At 66.0% G+C, this 16,975-nt stretch carries 19 protein-coding genes and 1 tRNA gene; 12 read left to right on the forward strand and 8 right to left on the reverse strand.

Features of this window, described 5'->3' with window-relative positions:
- The 5 genes from ABTW65_RS19705 to ABTW65_RS19725 form a co-directional block, all read left to right on the forward strand.
- The coding region (locus ABTW65_RS19705) for an ACP S-malonyltransferase (protein WP_502890620.1) at positions 1-329 on the forward strand (329 nt) is incomplete at its 5' end.
- A 176-nt stretch (positions 330-505) separates the two neighbouring features.
- Positions 506-1,582: a sulfate ABC transporter substrate-binding protein gene (locus tag ABTW65_RS19710; protein ID WP_350663169.1), complete on the forward strand. Its 1,077-nt coding sequence runs from the start codon at positions 506-508 to the stop codon at positions 1,580-1,582.
- Positions 1,583-1,589: 7 nt separating this feature from the next.
- On the forward strand, positions 1,590-2,441 hold the full coding sequence (gene cysT, locus ABTW65_RS19715; protein ID WP_350663171.1) for a sulfate ABC transporter permease subunit CysT: 852 nt from the start codon (positions 1,590-1,592) through the stop codon (positions 2,439-2,441).
- A complete protein-coding gene (locus tag ABTW65_RS19720) occupies positions 2,434-3,276 on the forward strand; it encodes a sulfate ABC transporter permease (RefSeq protein ID WP_350663173.1) in 843 nt (280 codons plus the stop codon). The genes cysT and ABTW65_RS19720 overlap by 8 nt, the downstream gene beginning before the upstream one ends.
- Positions 3,277-3,292: 16 nt before the next feature.
- Positions 3,293-4,294: a sulfate/molybdate ABC transporter ATP-binding protein gene (locus ABTW65_RS19725; protein ID WP_350663175.1), complete on the forward strand. Its 1,002-nt coding sequence runs from the start codon at positions 3,293-3,295 to the stop codon at positions 4,292-4,294.
- A 72-nt stretch (positions 4,295-4,366) separates the two neighbouring features.
- Here the strand turns inward: ABTW65_RS19725 and ABTW65_RS19730 are convergent, their stop codons facing one another.
- The 3 genes from ABTW65_RS19730 to ABTW65_RS19740 are packed head-to-tail and all read right to left on the reverse strand — an operon-like array spanning position 4,367 to position 5,855.
- Positions 4,367-4,825 (reverse strand): RrF2 family transcriptional regulator, encoded by a 459-nt coding sequence (locus ABTW65_RS19730; RefSeq protein ID WP_091044275.1) that lies wholly within the window; start codon positions 4,823-4,825, stop codon positions 4,367-4,369.
- 39 nt (positions 4,826-4,864) lie between these two features.
- A complete protein-coding gene (locus ABTW65_RS19735) occupies positions 4,865-5,359 on the reverse strand; it encodes an SRPBCC family protein (protein WP_350663178.1) in 495 nt (164 codons plus the stop codon).
- A gap of 4 nt (positions 5,360-5,363) precedes the next feature.
- Positions 5,364-5,855 (reverse strand): YajQ family cyclic di-GMP-binding protein, encoded by a 492-nt coding sequence (locus tag ABTW65_RS19740; RefSeq protein ID WP_141802451.1) that lies wholly within the window; start codon positions 5,853-5,855, stop codon positions 5,364-5,366.
- Positions 5,856-5,991: 136 nt separating this feature from the next.
- Between ABTW65_RS19740 and ABTW65_RS19745 the strand changes: the two genes are divergently transcribed.
- A tRNA-Tyr gene (locus tag ABTW65_RS19745) sits at positions 5,992-6,073 on the forward strand.
- Between the two features lie 251 nt (positions 6,074-6,324).
- Here the strand turns inward: ABTW65_RS19745 and ABTW65_RS19750 are convergent.
- Positions 6,325-7,866, reverse strand: a complete 1,542-nt coding sequence (locus ABTW65_RS19750; protein WP_350663179.1) for a hypothetical protein — start codon at positions 7,864-7,866, stop codon at positions 6,325-6,327.
- 460 nt (positions 7,867-8,326) lie between these two features.
- Between ABTW65_RS19750 and ABTW65_RS19755 the strand changes: the two genes are divergently transcribed.
- From ABTW65_RS19755 to ABTW65_RS19765, 3 genes are read left to right on the forward strand one after another with little or no spacing between them, the layout of a single operon-like run.
- Complete coding sequence (locus tag ABTW65_RS19755; RefSeq protein WP_350663181.1) at positions 8,327-9,109, forward strand: MBL fold metallo-hydrolase; 783 nt, start codon at positions 8,327-8,329, stop codon at positions 9,107-9,109.
- Positions 9,110-9,148: 39 nt separating this feature from the next.
- Positions 9,149-9,478, forward strand: a complete 330-nt coding sequence (locus tag ABTW65_RS19760; protein WP_350663183.1) for a nucleoside triphosphate pyrophosphohydrolase family protein — start codon at positions 9,149-9,151, stop codon at positions 9,476-9,478.
- Between the two features lie 50 nt (positions 9,479-9,528).
- Entirely contained in the window at positions 9,529-9,942 is a 414-nt protein-coding gene (locus tag ABTW65_RS19765) for a TIGR03618 family F420-dependent PPOX class oxidoreductase (RefSeq protein WP_350663185.1), read from the forward strand.
- A gap of 51 nt (positions 9,943-9,993) precedes the next feature.
- On the opposite strand, the gene ABTW65_RS19770 is transcribed toward ABTW65_RS19765, so the two are convergent.
- From ABTW65_RS19770 to ABTW65_RS19780, 3 genes are all read right to left on the reverse strand, one after another.
- Complete coding sequence (locus ABTW65_RS19770) at positions 9,994-10,830, reverse strand: hypothetical protein (RefSeq protein WP_350663187.1); 837 nt, start codon at positions 10,828-10,830, stop codon at positions 9,994-9,996.
- Entirely contained in the window at positions 10,805-11,800 is a 996-nt protein-coding gene (locus tag ABTW65_RS19775) for a type IV toxin-antitoxin system AbiEi family antitoxin (protein WP_350663189.1), read from the reverse strand. The genes ABTW65_RS19770 and ABTW65_RS19775 overlap by 26 nt, the downstream gene beginning before the upstream one ends.
- A gap of 110 nt (positions 11,801-11,910) precedes the next feature.
- Positions 11,911-12,675, reverse strand: coding sequence for a carbonic anhydrase family protein (locus ABTW65_RS19780; RefSeq protein ID WP_350663192.1), 765 nt, complete (start codon positions 12,673-12,675; stop codon positions 11,911-11,913).
- Between the two features lie 120 nt (positions 12,676-12,795).
- On the opposite strand from ABTW65_RS19780, the gene ABTW65_RS19785 reads away from it, so the two are divergent.
- Complete coding sequence (locus ABTW65_RS19785; protein ID WP_350663194.1) at positions 12,796-13,170, forward strand: VOC family protein; 375 nt, start codon at positions 12,796-12,798, stop codon at positions 13,168-13,170.
- A 13-nt stretch (positions 13,171-13,183) separates the two neighbouring features.
- Here the strand turns inward: ABTW65_RS19785 and ABTW65_RS19790 are convergent, their stop codons facing one another.
- Complete coding sequence (locus tag ABTW65_RS19790; RefSeq protein WP_160025653.1) at positions 13,184-13,951, reverse strand: IclR family transcriptional regulator; 768 nt, start codon at positions 13,949-13,951, stop codon at positions 13,184-13,186.
- A gap of 164 nt (positions 13,952-14,115) precedes the next feature.
- Between ABTW65_RS19790 and aceB the strand changes: the two genes are divergently transcribed.
- Together aceB and ABTW65_RS19800 are read left to right on the forward strand one after the other, a co-directional pair.
- Positions 14,116-15,705, forward strand: coding sequence for a malate synthase A (gene aceB / locus ABTW65_RS19795; RefSeq protein WP_350663196.1), 1,590 nt, complete (start codon positions 14,116-14,118; stop codon positions 15,703-15,705).
- A complete protein-coding gene (locus ABTW65_RS19800; RefSeq protein WP_350663198.1) occupies positions 15,702-16,958 on the forward strand; it encodes a DUF6986 family protein in 1,257 nt (418 codons plus the stop codon). Before aceB ends, ABTW65_RS19800 begins: the two co-directional genes overlap by 4 nt.
- The last annotated feature ends 17 nt before the right edge of the window (positions 16,959-16,975 follow it).

Consider the following 16,975-nt stretch of genomic DNA (forward strand, 5'->3'; position numbering starts at 1 on the left):
CTTCAATGTTGAAAGTTATTGAAGAGGATTTTGCTAATTTCATTAATCAATTTGAATGGCATAATGCTAATTATCCAGTTGTTCAGAATGTTAATGCAAAGGGAGAAACCGATGCTGAAGTAATTAAACGCAATATGGTTAAACAATTATATTCACCTGTTCAATTTATTCAATCAACGAAGTGGTTGATTAATCAAGGTGTCGATCACTTTATTGAAATTGGACCGGGAAAAGTATTATCTGGGCTTATCAAAAAAATAAATCGAGATGTAAAAATCACTTCAATTCAAACACTCGAAGATGTGAAAGGATGGAATAATCATGAATAAAAGTGCTTTAGTTACAGGTGCTTCTCGACCGACCTAGGTGACGTCTCGGCGGCTGGTTGCCGTCCAAGGCGCGGACCGATCGTGTGTTTTCACATTCACTCGACTAATTCGAGTATTCTCCTCGACATTCGTAACCCGATCGACCTTGACTCGGCAGGGCAGAAGTGAGGAACCAGATGAAGAAGATCAAGGTTGCAGTGGCATTGGCCGCTGCGAGCATCCTGACCTTGACCGCGTGCGGTGGCTCTGGCGGCGACAGCGACGCGGAGTCGATCTCCATCGTCGGCTTCGCCGTCCCCGAGACGGCCAACAAGGCGATCGCCAAGGAGTTCAACAAGACCCCCGATGGCGAGGGCGTCACCTTCCAGACTTCGTACGGCGCCTCGGGCGACCAAAGCCGTGCGGTCGAGTCCGGCCTGAAGGCCGACTATGTCCACCTGTCCGTCGGCACCGACGTACAGCGCTTGGAGAAAGCCGGCCTCGTCGACGCGTCGTGGGACGACGGCGACAACAAGGGCATCGTGTCCAGCTCGGTCGTCGTGCTCGGCGTCCGTGAGGGCAACCCGAAGAACATCCAGGGCTGGGAGGACCTCGTCAAGCCCGGCGTCGGCGTGGTCACCGCCAACCCGGCCTCGTCCGGCGCCGCCCGCTGGAACGCCCTGGCCGCGTGGGGCTCTGTGGTGAAGCACGGTGGCACCGAGGAGGAGGGCAAGGCGTACCTCGACAAGCTCTTCAAGAACGTCGTCACCCTGACCAACTCCGGCCGGGACGCCACCACCGCCTTCCTCGGCGGCACCGGTGATGTGCTGCTCGCCTACGAGAACGAGGCCATCCTGGCGGCCCAGCAGGGTGAGGGCTTCGAGTACATCATCCCGGACTCCACCGTCCTGATCGAGAACCCCGGCGCCATCCTCAAGGACTCCTCCAAGCCGTCTCAGGCCTGGCTCGACTTCGTCCTCGACCCGCAGGGCGGTCAGAAGCAGTTCGCGCTGACCGGCTTCCGCCCGGTCAACACCGCCGAGCCCGGCGTCGTCGACTGGGACGCGATCGGTCTCAAGCCGGAGGACATCGAGGGCGCCAAGGACCCGGCCGACCCGTTCCCGGCTCCGAAGCAGCTGCTCACCCTGGAGAACGACTTCGGCGGCCGCGACTGGTCGGGCGTCAAGGAGAAGCTCTTCGGCACCGGTGAGGACGGCGAGGACCTCGGCATCGTGACCGACTCCATCGCCAAGTCCGGCAAGGCCTCGCAGTAGTCCGGTCATGACCTCAACCATCCCTACGGCCCGGCCGGCTGCACCACGTTCAGCACGTCGCAGTCGGCCGGGCAACACTCTGACAAGGACCAGCGGCATCGGGCTCGGCATCACGATGCTCTGGTTCAGCCTGCTCGTCCTCATCCCGCTGGTGGCGGTGATCATCACCGCCTCCAGCGGCGGCTGGTCCGCGTTCGCGAACCAGCTCACCAACGAGCAGACCGCGTCGGCGATCCTGCTGACGATCCGTGCGGCGATCGTGGTCACCCTGATCAACGTCGTCGTCGGCACCGTCATCGCCTGGGTCCTGGTCCGCGACAAGTTCTGGGGCAAGGGCCTGCTCGAGGTGATCATCGACATCCCGTTCGCGCTCCCGACGATCGTCGCCGGCCTCGTGCTGCTCTCCCTCTACGGCGCCGAATCACCCCTCGGCCTGCACTGGGCGAACACGTCGACCTCGGTCTACCTCGCCCTCGCCTTCGTGACGCTGCCCTTCGTCGTACGCATGGTGCAGCCCGTCCTCGAGGAGCTGGACACCGACGTGGAGGAGGCCGCGGCCTCCCTGGGTGCCTCCCGGTTCACCACGTTCTGGCGGATCATCCTGCCCTCACTGGCCCCGGCCATCGCGGCGGGCGCGGCGCTCTCCTTCGCGCGCGGGATGGGGGAGTACGGCTCCCTGGTCCTGCTCTCGGGCAACCTGCCGTTCAAGTCCGAGGTCGCCTCGGTGCGGATCCTGTCCGCGATCGAGAACGACAACCCGGAGGGCGCGGCGGCGATCGCGGCGATGCTCCTGGGTGTCTCTCTCCTCGTCATCGTCGTCCTCGACCTGGTCCAGAGGAGGATGGTCCGCCGTGGCTGAGACCCGTCGTGCTCCGCGCACCCCGCTGACGTACGTCCTCCGCGTCATCGTCATCGCCTACCTCGGGCTCCTAGTGGCCTGGCCGGTGGTCCTGGTCGCATGGAACGCCTTCCACGTGCCCGACGTCGGGTTCACGACCGAGGCGTTCACCGCGATCTTCAACGACCCGCAGATGATGCACGCGATCAAGCTGACCTGCGTGGCCGCGGTGGTCGCGACGCTGATCAACCTGCTCTTCGGCGTCTCGATCTCGCTGCTGCTGGTGCGTACGGAATTTCCTGGCAAGCGCCTCCTGAGCGCGATGATCGACCTGCCATTGTCGGTCTCGCCGATCGTGGTGGGCCTGGCGCTCGTGCTGGTCTACGGCGGCCGTGACGGCTGGTTCGGGCCGACGCTCGAGTCGGCCGGAATCCAGATCATCTTCTCGACGCCCGGCATCATCATGGCGACCGCGTTCGTGTCGCTGCCGCTGGTGATCCGCGAGGTCATCCCGGTGCTCGAGGAGATCGGCACCGAGCAGGAGCAGGCCGCCGCGTCGCTCGGCGCGAGCAGCTGGCAGACGTTCTGGCGGATCACGCTCCCGGGCATCAAGTGGGCCGTCATCTACGGTGTCGTGCTCACCCTGGCCCGGTCGCTGGGCGAGTTCGGCGCGGTCAAGGTCGTCTCCGGCAACGTGCTCGGCCAGACCCGCACCGCCACCCTCGCCGTCGAGGAGAAGTACCTCAACTTCGACCAGCAGGGCGCGTACGCCGTCGCCTTCCTCCTCGCCAGCGTCTCGGTCATCTGCATCCTCATCGTCTTCGTGCTGCGCGCCCGCGGTGCGCGCGTGCGGTGAAAGGACCACACATCCCATGAGCATCGAAGTAAGTGGTGTCAACAAGCGTTACGGCGACTTCGTCGCGCTGGAGGACATCAATCTGACCATCCCGACCGGGCAGCTGACCGCCCTGCTCGGGCCCTCCGGCGGCGGCAAGACCACGCTGCTGCGGGTCATCGCCGGGCTGGAGACGCCCGACACCGGCACGATCAAGATCGAGGGCGTCGAGGCGACCTCGCTACCGGTCCAGAAGCGCAACGTGGGCTTCGTGTTCCAGCACTACGCCGCGTTCAAGCACCTCTCGGTAGCCAAGAACGTCGCCTTCGGGCTGGAGATCCGCAAGCGCCCCAAGGCGGAGGTTGCGAAGAAGGTCGAGGAGCTGCTGGAGCTCGTCCATCTCTCGCAGTTCGCCAACCGACTGCCCTCCCAGCTCTCCGGCGGCCAGCGGCAGCGGATGGCGCTGGCGCGGGCCCTGGCCATCGAGCCGTCCGTGCTGTTGCTCGACGAGCCCTTCGGGGCCCTGGACGCGAAGGTACGCAAGGAGCTGCGCGACTGGCTGCGACGCCTCCATGACGAGGTGCACGTGACCACCGTCTTCGTGACCCATGACCAGGAGGAGGCCCTCGAGGTCGCCGACGAGATCGTGGTCGTCAACCAGGGCGGCATCGAGCAGATCGGCACCCCCGAGCAGCTCTACGACGAGCCCGCCAACGACTTCGTGATGTCGTTCCTCGGGGACGTGACCACCCTGGGCGGTTCCTTGATCCGGCCCCACGATGTCGAGGTCACCCCGACGCCGATCTCGGAGCACTCGCTCGAGGGCACCGTCTCGCGAGTCCTGCGGATCGGGTTCGAGGTGCGCCTCACGGTTCTCACCGACGACGGCGAGGTCGTGACCGCCGAGCTGACGCGTACGCATGCCCGGGCTCTGCAGCTCGAGGAGGGCGTCAACGTCTTCGTCACCCCGTCGCCCGGGGCCTACACGATGCCGGCGCCGGCGGCGTTGGGGCGGGCGGAATACCCGGTTAACCGGTAAAACTGGCACTTCTCAGGTGTTGCAATGCCTGAGAAGTGCAGGGATACCCGGTTAACCGGGTATCCCAACGGCTCAGTGAGGCAGCCAGGCCTCGTCGCGAGCGGTGCGGGTGGTGACCTCGTCGGGCAGCTCGCGCGAGGCGAGCTCGGCGATCGAGACCTTCTCGAAGACCTCGCGCAGCGAGTCGCGGGCGGCGATCCATACGTGCTGGAGGACGTCGGCGCGCTCGTTGTAGGTGACCCCTTCGGGGCGCAGTCCGTAGACCGAGACCAGCGGGCCGTCGACGGCGCGGATCACATCGGCGACGGAGACGTCCGACGCCTTGCGGGCCAGGCGCCAACCGCCTGACTGGCCGCGCTGTGAGATGACGACGCCGGCCTTGCGGAGGTCGGCGAGGATCGCCTGCAGGAACCCGTGAGGGATCTCCTGGGCGCGGCCGAGCTCCTCGGCGCTGACAGCTTTTCCGTCCTCACGCGCGGCCATTTCGATGAGGGCGCGGAGGGCGTAGTCGGACTTGGCAGATACTCGCACGGCCACATTCTTGCAGATGAATGCAGAATTTCGCTCAATCTAGTGGTCAAGTCCACTTTGATTCACGAGCGCCTCGGCCCGCGCCTTGAGAGCCGCTGCATGCCGCCGGAACCCGTCCGCAACTCGCTCGGGTCCGGCCAGCCCGACCAGCGGGCCGGAGAACTCCTCGACCGTCTCGTAGCGCGTCGGCCCGCCGGGTCGCTGGGTCAGCCGCTGGTGACGTACGCCCCGCACCAGGCGGAGCCGCGCCGGCCAGCCCTCATAGACATAGGCCAGGTACGCAGCCTCGACCCCGCACTCGCCGACCACCGGTGGCTCGAGCGCCGAGATCCGCTCCGGCGAGCGCGCGCGGCCGCCGTTCGCCCAGGTCACATGCAGCACGATCGGGTTGCCGACCGCCGCCGGCTGCGCGGTCTCGGCCCAGACGACGAACGGGTTCCATGCGGCGTACGACTCGGTCTCGACCATCACCCGCCACGCCATCTCGATCGGAGCGTCGATCTCGACCGAGGCTCTCGGGTGCTCGTAGGCCACGAGCTCAGCGGTAGTTGATGAACTGCACCGCGAAGTCGTAGTCCTGGCCCTTGACCAGCGAGATCACGGTCTGCAGGTCGTCGCGCTTCTTGGAGGAGACGCGGAGCTCGTCGCCCTGGATCTGCGCCTTGACGCCCTTGGGCCCCTCGTCGCGGATCAGCTTGGAGATCTTCTTCGCGTCCTCGGAGGAGATGCCCTCCTTGAGGGTGATCGAGATCTTGGACTGCTGCCCCGACTGGCGCGGCTCGCTCGCGTCGAGGATCTTCAGCGACTGCTTGCGCTTGATCAGCTTGTCCTGGAAGACCGAGAGCACCGCGCTGGCGCGGTCGTCGGCCGAGGCCGAGATCTCGATCCCCTGCTCGCCGCTCCACTCGATGGTCGCGTTGGTGCCCTTGAAGTCGAACCGCGTCGAGACCTCCCGCGCGGTCTGGCTCAGCGCGTTGTCGACCTCCTGGCGGTCGATCTTGCTCACGATGTCGAACGACGAGTCCGCCATGACTCTCTCCTCTAGATTCTGACCAAGTCTGTGGTGTCTCACCCTAGGACCTCGTGCCGTTTTCGTACGCCGCCAGCCCCTGCGCTATTGTTTATTGCTGTCGCGATCCCCTTAACCGGGGCGCGCGCACAACCCAGGCAGATTGCCCGAGCGGCCAATGGGAGCGGACTGTAAATCCGTCGGCTTTGCCTTCGAAGGTTCGAATCCTTCATCTGCCACGCCTGGGAGAACACCCCGGTGACCAGCGGAAACGTTGGCCACCGGGGTGCTTCGTTTGTCTGGCCGTGTCCGGCCCAGTCTCGCCATCTCCATGCATTCACGTCCACGGAACGTCAATGAGTACGCCTCGGCACGTTGCGGATGGTTCGGACTGACGTTCAGATCGGGGGGTGGGTCTTGCCAAGCTCCGTCGAGCGCTGGAGCTTCACGAGACGATCACCCCCGTGTGACCCGCGCGCGGCTGGTGGGGTCAGGGCTTCGGGCAGCGTCTTGCTGTCCGGACGGAGAAGTATGCGAGGGTGCGCCACACGATCAGGTCGTACTGCCCTCCCGTGGCGTTCTCGACACAGGTCTCGTCAGCGCGATGGCCGATTCTCTCCCCGGACGGTGTGAGGAGCTGGCCGTCTTCTCGGGAGCTGACGATGAAGGTCGTTCCGGCCGGCACGACGAATCGGAACCGGCCGGCGCTGCTCGTTGAGTTCGCACCGCCCTGGACCGGGCCGCCGTCCAACGTCGCGTCTGTGGTGGCGATCGGGTCCAGCGTGTCCCTCACGACAAGCGGTTCGACCTCGTGCGCGATATAGCGGAGCGTGTGCGTGCCGGCCTCTGTCAGCCGGAACACCTGGCCGATGCCGTAGGCGGTCCGCATGGAGTAGAGCGACTCAATTGGGAGACCATGCGGGTCAAGAAACGAGCGCGTGTGTGTGGGCCACTGCTCATATTCCGGCACGGTCAGGACGTACATATCGTCAGGAGATGCCGGGGTGGAGACATCCACGATCTGACCAGGACGGTCCTGGTCGGCGTCGCAGCAGATCTGGCCATACGGGATCGTCTTAGCGGTCGAGGTCCAGATCGTGACCGGTTCGGACACGCCGTCGTAGACGTGGGAGGTCAGAAGGTAGGTGCCGGTCGCCGGCGCGCGGAACGTGGTGACGCGATGTTGGTAGGGCGGTGCCATCGTGGCGATCGGAGTGCCGTTGAGCGCGACATCGACCGTCGATACACGGGCGTAGTCAATGGCGACGGACACAAGGTCGCCGGCGGTCGCAGGCAACGAGAGCGAGGCACGGCCAGGGGACGGGTCGGCGACGAGAGCGCGGATATGCGTCTCCTGGTTCATCGCCAACGGGACTGGCCGCTGTACTGCGCTGAGGGTGGCGGAGTAGCCGCTCAACCGTGGCCCGGATGGCGCGCTCATCATGCGGAAGCGCCAGCCGGTCGGGCGGCCATCAACATCGACGCGGTAGCGCCCCGCCGAATCGGAGACCGCGCCAGGTCCGGTCGTCATCCACCCACTGGTTACCGAGTCCCAGTGCTGCACATTGACGAGGGTGTTGGCCGGAGCGCTGCCCGTCACTCGCGTGACCCACATTCGGTCCGAGCGCAGGAACACCGAGGTCGAGGCCGTCACATTCGGGCGCCAGGTGACGGTGAGGGTGATCGTCCGCGACGTAGCAGCAGCCTGTCCGAGTTGCGCGGGCTTGCGTACGCGGTAGCGCTGTACGCCCCGCGGCGGCGTGATGCGGAAGGAGAAGCGGCGGGTGTCGACGAGGGTCTTGCGAGCGACCCGCCGCCAGGCGCCGTCGTACCAGCGCTGCAGGTCGACGACGCTGCCGAGCCTCGCACCCCACGCCGTGCCACTGATCCGGACAGCCGAGCCCTCGCTCACGGTGGAGGCCGACGCGGTGACCGATATCGAGACCGCCGCAGTAGCCGGTGGCGCCTGCAGGACAGCGAGGCTGAACATCAGTGAGAGCACGCTCACCGCGGTGAGCACAGACCTCCGCATATCTGCTCCTACGTCTGGCCCCGAAGCCTGCTCCTGCATCTGGACCCGGAAAGGAGCTCAAGGCATAAAGCAAGCGCAGGTGAAGATGGGGCAATGTCAATCCTGTTCGACCCGGGTGCATAGGGGTCATGGCGCCCATAGTCATGTGATGGAGCCTTGCGCGAAGGCGCGCGACGAGGTGGTACCCGAGATCGGGGACGCCGAGCCGTCCCCTATTAGGTTCGAATCCTTCATCTGCCACGCCTGGGAGAACACCCCGGTGACCAGCGGAAACGTTGGCCGCCGGGGTGTTTCGCTTCTCTCCGGCTGCCCTCACCCGGCGCTTACAGTCATGCCCCGGAGCGCTTGGTCATCCTGCCTAATGGGTTGGACCCCAATGGTCGGTCCGGGCCACAGTGAGGGGCATGGCTGCCACTCGTGCTGTCCCTCGTTTGACAGAACGCCCGACGGGACCTGCCCGATGAAGCCCGCGCTGTCGGTAGCGGCGGAGTGGTATCGGGTCCGTCCCGTCACGGGGTCCGTCACGATGATCGACGAGCCCTACGTCCACGACCTGTTGTGCGCCAACATCTGGCATGTACGAGGAGCCAGCCGCGATCTGGTCGTAGATGCCGGTTTGGGTGTCGCGTCCTTGCGCAACTCCCTACCGGTCGTCTTCGAGAGAGATCCTGTTCTCGTGGTCACGCACGCGCATCTGGACCACGTCGGCTCAGCTCATGAGTTCGACGACCGTCGCATGCACCGCACATCGCTCGTTGACGAGAACACGGCGGCGAGTCTGAACGGACCGGAACTGGCACGATTGCTTGGCCTGGATCTTCCAGGAGCAGTGCTTCCTGAATGGCTCATCCGCGCCCTACCCTTCGACGGCTTCGAACCGCGTCGTTATGCGATCTCACCAGCGCCAGCCACTGTTGCCCTCGAAGATGGCGACACCATCGACCTTGGCGACATGACACTGCGTGTCCTGCACATGCCGGGCCATACTCCGGGAAGCGTGTGCCTGTTCAACGAGGCCGATGGTTCATTGTTCAGCGGTGATGTCATCTACGACGACGATCTTCTGGATGAGCTTCCCGAGTCGGATATCGCGGACTACGTCAGCAGCATGCTCCGCCTCCGCGCTCTCCCTGTGAAGATCGTCTACCCGGGTCACGGCGACGCATTCGACGGCGATCGAATGCGACAGATCATTGACGAGTACGTCGGTCGGCGTGCCGCCCAGGTGACAGCAGAGTCTTGAGCAGCGGAGCGGTGCCATGAGGCGCGATATGTTCCGGTCATGGATCTGAACGCCTACCAGCAGGCAGCGCTGCGCGCTGCCGCGCCGAAGGACAGACCCAACGAGGTGTTCCACCTGCTGCTGGGGCTGGTCGGGGAGACGGGCGAGATCGCTGAGAAGGCGAAGAAGATCGTGCGTGACCATGACGGCGACTTCGGCCAGTGGGACCTGGATGATCTCGCCAAGGAGCTCGGCGACACACTTTGGTACGTAGCGGTCCTCGCTGACCACTTCGGGCTTCCGCTCGCGGACGTTGCCGAGCTCAACATCAAGAAGCTCGCCGATCGTCAGCAGCGTGGCGCAATCGGTGGAAGCGGCGACGATCGCTGACCCACCGTTGGGACCGTGGCAGCCATGGTCCCGATCCAAGAAGGAGCACCATGACAGTCGATGCATCTCCGTCCGCCGCCGAGAACGATGAGTTCTGGCGAGAGCGGCGGGTCTGTTTCCTGACCACGAGCCGGCCGGATGGGAGCCCGCATCTCGTACCCGTCGGGGTGACCTTCGATCCGGTGGCCGGCGTCGCGCGCGTCATCAGCAGCGCGGGCAGCAAGAAGGTCCGGAACGTACGCGCGGCCGTGGCCGGTGCGCAGGCAGCGGTCAGCCAGGTGGACGGGCGTCGGTGGTGCACGCTGGAGGGCACCGCGGTGGTCAAGGACGACGCGGAGTCCGTGGCTGAGGCCGAGCGGCGGTACGCCGAGCGCTACCGGCAGCCCCGACCCAACCCCGAGCGTGTGGTCATCGAGATCACCGTGACCCGGGTGCTCGGAAACGTACGTCCTTCGGGCTGGTGAGCTGCTCTGGCGATGCGCTTCCTGGGCTATCAGCACGCTGTCGAGGTGCGGCTAATTGAACTCGGTGAGGCCGCGAGTCAAGGCTCTGATGATCTCTTGCGTACGCCCTGCGTCTGTCGTCCACGGAATGGTTTCAACGGGTTTGAAGGCCTTGGTCAGGAGACGCTCATCTCCTGGCCACCGATCCTGCAGTTCAGCTAGCCGCTCTTCCCCGATCAGCGTGGCAACGTCCTGCCCGAGGAGTCGCGCGGCCGCCAGCGTTACATCGAACCCTTCTTTTTCCGCCTCGGCCCCCTCATTCGCCCACAGGCGTTCCTCGATCTCGCGGGACTCGGCGTACCAGTACGTGGTCAACGCCAGGTCCTGGGCATCCTTGACCTCGCCGTACTCCGAACGGTCCAGCCAGGCCATCAGTTTCGCCGCGGTGTATCCGGGTACCGACGGTAGGCGGATGGTCATCGTGGGTTTGAGCGAGAGATCCAGTGAAGCCCGATGAATCTCCTCGAACCCCCACACGCTCAGCGGCTCCTTCCGCGGTGGTGGAGTGACCGAGCCCGTTGGATTCTCGACATCGCCGAAGGCGAGTAGGTCGACCGGCTCGCCGGCGATGCTGTAGCGGATGTCGTTGGATGCACTCGGCACTTTGCGGAAGTGCCCGGTGACGTTGGTGTAGACGTCCCATCCGGTGATCGCGAGAGCGACGTCGAGGTCATTGGTCGGTCTGAGGTGTGTGCGGTGTCCGAGGGCCTCGTGATGAATGTCGCGGCAGAACGCGCCGACGATCATGATTCCACTGGGTGCCAGATCGACGTCGTGGCGAAGGATCTCCGATACGACGCGCGTGACGGGCTCCAGGTAGGCCTCAGATACTCGCTGCAGGTTCAGCACGGGCCCTCCACTCCTTGGCTGCGCCTCTGACTCGAGGGTCATCGCTGGTCAGGAGGTCGGCGTACACCAACGGCCACGGAGCGACATGGAGTCCGTGGTCGAGTCCGAGAGCCACGGGGGTCTCCCAGAACTGACGTCGGACGAAGACATTTGGTGTGCGGTCGGTGCGCCACCGGTTGAGACCTATCAGGGACTTCTCCAGGTCAGCCACGTAGAGCGTCAGAGTGATCGGCTTGAGGAGGTCATCGACCGCGCTCTCGCCACTGAGGAAGGCTGGGCTCTTGACCCGCACATCCAGGTGGGGGCTAGCCGCCTCGGACCGAAACCTGCCGAGTTCGAGGCTCTTTCCGAGCCCAAGGGGATACGCGTCGGCCCAGCGGTCGACGAGCCTTCTCCTGCTCGGCGCGCTACCGTCGTAGCCTTCCTGGCGGAGCATCTTCAAGGTGCCGTTGGTGAGCCCGACCGAGACCTTCGCGGCCTTGGAGATCTCCTGCTGGGTGGCGCCCTGGAGGCGCGGCCAAGCAAGGAGTGCGAAGATCACGCGCGACCGGTTCGGGCTGAAGAGATTCGAGGTGGCGGGTGTCGACGGCGTGCTCTGTTTGGCAGGTCGCTGACCTCGAACGTCGATGATGGCGTTGCCGAACTCCAGCCATGCGTTCCCTGTCGAGTCGACGAACTGCACGCCAAGATCGCGGAAGTTCTCCGCCGTCTGGGGAGAGATGTGGTCCGTCCACACCAGGGCGTCGCTTCGACCTTCGTAGTGCAGCAGCGTGGTGTCGCGGGGCCGAATCCTTCGGCCGCACAGGACTGTGTAAGCGCCCTGGGCGGGGCCCCTGCGAAGGTCGACCTCAAAGATCTCGACCGGAGTCGGGTCATCGCGGACCGGTGGCTTGGCGGCGCGGTGGCGGATCGTAGGAGTCACCCCGAGCTTCTGGAGTTGGTCACGAACGCTCGTGATCAGGTCGTCCATCGCCTCTCCCTCAATTCAGTATTCAGTCGCATTCAGTATAACTGAACGACACTGAATACTGAATGCATGCGGGCGGGAGACGGACTGTAAATCCGTCGGCTTTGACGTGCCTAGCGGTCGGTGAGGACGACGCGGTCCGTGATGTCCTGGACGTCGCGCCGGTTGCCGGTCGGGAACATGGTGCGGAACCGGTCGATCTGTCGGGGTGAAGCCGTGATGGGGTCGGTGAGCATGACCCATTGGACGTGCTCGGTGTACGGCGCGGTCGTCAACGAGCCGTCGTAGCGGTAGGACGTGTGCCGGCGCGGCAGGAGGGCGCCGACGTCGATGTGGCCGACGTGGTCGGCGGTCGAGCACTCGGAGACCAGGTGGTCGTAGAGGCTGCCGAGGGTCGGGTTGGTGCGGCCCGGACGGACCCAGACGCCGACGACGAGGGTGTGGCCGGAGGCGTCCTGGTGCACGAAGTGCATCTCGATCGGGTAGTCCCGGGCGGAGAGCAGGTGCTCGCTCGGGGTGTGCCAGTGGAACTGCACCAGGCCGTACGTCACGCCGCCCATCTCGAGCGACCCGACGCCGGGCGGGAGCTCGGCGCGTACGGTCTCCTCGTCGCCGCGGACGGTGCAGCCGTCGGGCTCGTCGGCGTCCTCGCGGATGTACTTCATCGTGACGGTCGCGTCGTGGGGATAGTGGACGTGCAGGGTGGGCAGGTGCGCCTGCTGGGTGCCGCCGCGATAGATGCGGATGGGGCTCTGGTGCGGTGGGGCGGTGGAGGTCGCGGTTGCGGCCGCCGACGAGGACAGAGCGGTGAGCCCCGCGACGGCGGCGGCTCCCTGGAGCAGGGCGCGACGGTTCAGCCCGACGTTGGTGCGCAACATGGAGATCTCCCGAGATCTACCGGGCCGATGTGACCCGTGGACCGCAATACGTACCACGAAATGCGGTCGGCAGTGTCGTGTCCGCGACCTAGAGTCGTAATGACGCGAGAGGAGAATCCGATGAGCGTCCAGCTGAACCACACGATCGTCCACGCCTCCGACCGGGACGCGATGGCGACCCATCTGACCGAGATCCTCGGGCTTCCGGAGGCTCAGCTCTTCGGCCCGTTCCGGGTCGTCGAGCTCACCAACCAGGTCAGCCTCGACGTGGCGGAGGCCCAAGACTTCCAGCCGCAGCACTACGCGTTCAAGGTGTCCGAGACCGAGTTCGATGAGATCTTCGGGCGGATCGAGGAGCGCGGCATCACCTACTGGGCCGACCCCTTCCACCGGCGGGAAGGCCAGATCAACCACAACGACGGCGGTCGCGGCGTCTACTGGGAGAGTCCCGACGGACACAACCTCGAGATCATCACGGTGCCGTACGGCGGCTGACCGTTTACGCAGGTCAGGCCAGGTCGGCGGCGAGCTGCTTGCCGGCCTCGGTGAGCAGCGGGACGGCGCGTTCGATGAGCTCGTCGCTCATCCGGCCGGTGGGTCCGCTGATCGACATCGCCAGACGCGGGGCGTAGTCGGGGACGGCGACGGCGACGCAGCGTACGCCTGCCTCCTGCTCGCCCTCGTCGATGGCGTAGCGGCGCTCACGGACCTGCTCGAGCTGGTCGAGGTAGTCGTCGCGCGAGGTGATCGTGGTGGAGGTGTAGGGGACCATGTCGGTGCGCCGGAGAATGTCGCGGACCTGGTCAGGAGCCATGTCGGCGAGGATGGCCTTGCCGACGGCGGTGCAGTGCGGGGACACCCGTCGGCCGACCTCGGTGAACATACGCATCGACTGGCGCGACTCGGTGTGGGCGACGTAGACGATCTGGTCGCCGTCGAGCATCGCCAAATTGGCCGACTCGCCGACCTCGTCGACGAGTCGGGTGAGGTGCGGGCGGGCCCAGGTGCTGAGCATGCGCGAGGAGCTCTCGCCGAGCCGGATCAGCTTGGGGCCGAGGACGTACTGCCGGTTGGCCTCCTGGCGGAGGTAGCCCAGGTCGACGAGGGTGCGCACCAGCCGGTGGATGGTCGGCAGCGGCAGGCCGGAGGCGGCGGCGAGCTGGGAGAGCCCCATGGTCCCGCCGGCGTCGGCCATCGTCTCCAGCAGTGCGAAGGCACGCTCGATCGACTGCACGGCCCCGGTGCGTGCCTTCGGCGCCTTCTCGTTCTCGCTCACCTGAGCTCCCCGATCTATGGGTACTGTCTTCCGGATGACGGAAGTCTAGCGTCGTGTAGAGGAAATCCAGCCGGTTGCGTCCCTTGTCTGGCCGGATTAATATCCGCAATGCGGAAAGAGAAATCCATTCAAAGGAAAACTGTAGCCCTGGAAGGGTGGAGCTCGTGAACATTCAGATCACCGGTGGCGACGTCGAGCGAGGAGCCGAGATCCTCACGCCCGAGGCCCTCGACTTCGTCGCGGATCTGCAGCGACGGTTCGGTGCCCGCCGTGACGAGCTCATGGCCGCCCGCCGAGTGCGCCGCGAAGAGGTCGCGCGCACCGGCCGGCTCGACTTCCTGCCCGAGACGGCCGACGTACGCGCCGGCGACTGGACCGTGGCGGCGGTGCCCGAGGACCTCCAGGACCGCCGCGTCGAGATCACCGGTCCGACGGACCGGAAGATGACGATCAACGCCCTCAACTCCGGGGCGCGGGTCTGGCTGGCCGACATGGAGGATGCCAGCACTCCGCACTGGAGCAACGTGGTCGGCGGCCAGGTGAACCTGTACGACGCCGTGCGGCGGCAGATCTCGGCGATGTCCCCGCAGGGCAAGCTCTACGAGCTCAAGCAGGAGCAGCGGCTGGCCACGATCGTGATGCGCCCGCGCGGCTGGCACTTCGACGACCTGCACGTCCTGGTCGACGGCAAGCCGGTCGTCGGCGCCCTGGTCGACTTCGGGCTCTACTTCTTCCACAACGCCCGCGAGCTCGTGGAGCGCGGGAGCGGGCCGTACTTCTATCTTCCCAAGATGGAGAGCCACCTCGAGGCGCGGCTGTGGAACGACGTGTTCACCTTCGCCCAGGCGGAGCTCGGGATCCCGCACGGCACCGTGCGCGCGACCGTCCTGATCGAGACGATCCCGGCCGCGTTCGAGATGGACGAGATCCTCTACGAGCTGCGCGACCACGCCGCTGGGCTCAACGCCGGCCGGTGGGACTACCTGTTCAGCCAGATCAAGTACTTCCGTGATGCCGGACCCTCCTTCGTGCTGCCCGACCGCGCCACGGTCGGGATGAATTCGCCGTTCATGCGTGCGTACGCCCAGCTGCTGGTGAAGACCTGCCACCGCCGCAACGCCCACGCCATCGGCGGCATGGCTGCCTTCATCCCGAGCCGCCGGGACCAGGAGGTCAACGCCACCGCCTTCGCCAAGGTCCGTGAGGACAAGGAGCGCGAGGCCGGCGACGGCTTTGACGGCTCCTGGGTGGCCCACCCCGACCTGGTCCCGATCTGTAGCGAGATCTTCGACTCTGTTCTCGGCGACCGGCCCAACCAGGTCGACCGGCAGCGCGATGACGTCGAGGTGCGTGCCGAGGACCTGCTCGATGTCGCCTCCGCCGGTGGCGCGATTACCCTCGCGGGGCTGCGCGACAACGTCGAGGTCTCGCTGGTCTACCTCGACGCCTGGATCCAAGGCGCCGGCGCCGTCGCGATCCACAACCTGATGGAGGACGCCGCCACTGTCGAGATCTCCCGCTCGCAGATCTGGCAGTGGGTGCACAACGGGTCGAAGCTCGACGACGGGACGCAGGTGACCGCGGAGCTCGTACGCCGGGTCCTGGACGAGGAGATGGTGAAGCTGCTCGCGGCGGCCGAGGGGATCGAGCATCACCTCAAGCAGGCCCGCACGATCTTCGAGGAGGTCGCGCTCGCCGACGACTACGTCGACTTCCTGACCCTGCCGGCCTACGAGCAGGTGGTCGGTTCATGAGCCACCTCGAGGACCTGATCGGCCGGCTCGACCGCGCGCTCGCCGGCGCTGATGCGGCGCTGGCCGCTGACTATCCGGGGGATCGTGGCGTACGGCAGCCGGTGCACACGGTCTACGTCCCGGGCGACCGCTACGACGAGAAGACGGTCTCGGAGTGGTCGGCTGGGTCCGGTCGGGTGCTGGCTGAGCATGCGGGTTCGGTTGCCGAGGTCGCGGACTCCTTTGACCTGGCGCCCGGATTGGCGGACGAGATCTACGACCGGGTGGCGGCCAAGCTGGCCGCCGAGCCGATCGAGGACCTGCGGATCGACTTCGAGGACGGCTACGGAGCCCGGCCCGACGAGGACGAGGATGCCGCGGTGGTGGCGGCCGCCCGGGCGCTCGCGGCCACCGTCCGTGACGGCTCCGCGGCGCCGTTCCACGGCATCCGGATCAAGTCGTTCGAGGCTCCGACGCGACACCGCGGGCTGCGTACGCTGGACCTCTTCCTCGGCGAGCTCGTCCGCGAGGGCGGGCTCGGTGACGGCTTCGTCATCACGCTGCCTAAGGTGACCTCCGTCGAGCAGGTCACCGCGATGGTCACCGCGCTGGACGCGCTCGAGGCGGTTCATGGCATCGCGGCCGGGAGCCTGCGTTTCGAGATCCAGGTCGAGACGCCGCAGGCGATCCTCGGCTCCGACGGCACGGCGCTGATCGCGCGGATGATCGCCGCCGGCGCGGGCCGGGTCACCGGTCTGCACTACGGGACCTACGACTACTCCGCCTCGCTCGGGGTGGCGGCCGCCCACCAGAGCATGGAGCACCCGGTCGCCGACCATGCCAAGGACGTGATGCAGGTGGCCGCCGCCGGCACCGGCGTCTTCGTCTCGGACGGCTCGACCAACGTGCTTCCGGTCGGGGACACCGATGCGGTGCGCGCGGCGTGGCGGCTCCACTCACGCCTGGTGAGCCGGTCGCTGGCCCGCGGGATCTACCAGGGCTGGGACCTGCATCCGGCTCAGCTGCCCAGCCGCTACATCGCGACGTACGCGTTCTTCCGGGACGGGCTCGACGTCGCTTCGGCCCGCCTGCGGGCGTACGTCCACGGCGGTGACTCCAGCTATCTCGACGAGCCCGCCACCGCGGCCGCGCTCGCCGCGTTCGTGCTGCGTGGGGTGGAGTGCGGTGCCGTCGCGGCCGACGAGGTCGAGACGCTCGCCGGGATCGACCAGGGCAAGCTGGCCGAGCTCGCTCGTCGGCGGATCACCGCCTGAGCATCCCGATCGCATGG

Origin of the sequence: Nocardioides sp. NPDC127503 (assembly GCF_040302165.1) — a bacterium.
Lineage (GTDB): Bacteria > Actinomycetota > Actinomycetes > Propionibacteriales > Nocardioidaceae > Nocardioides.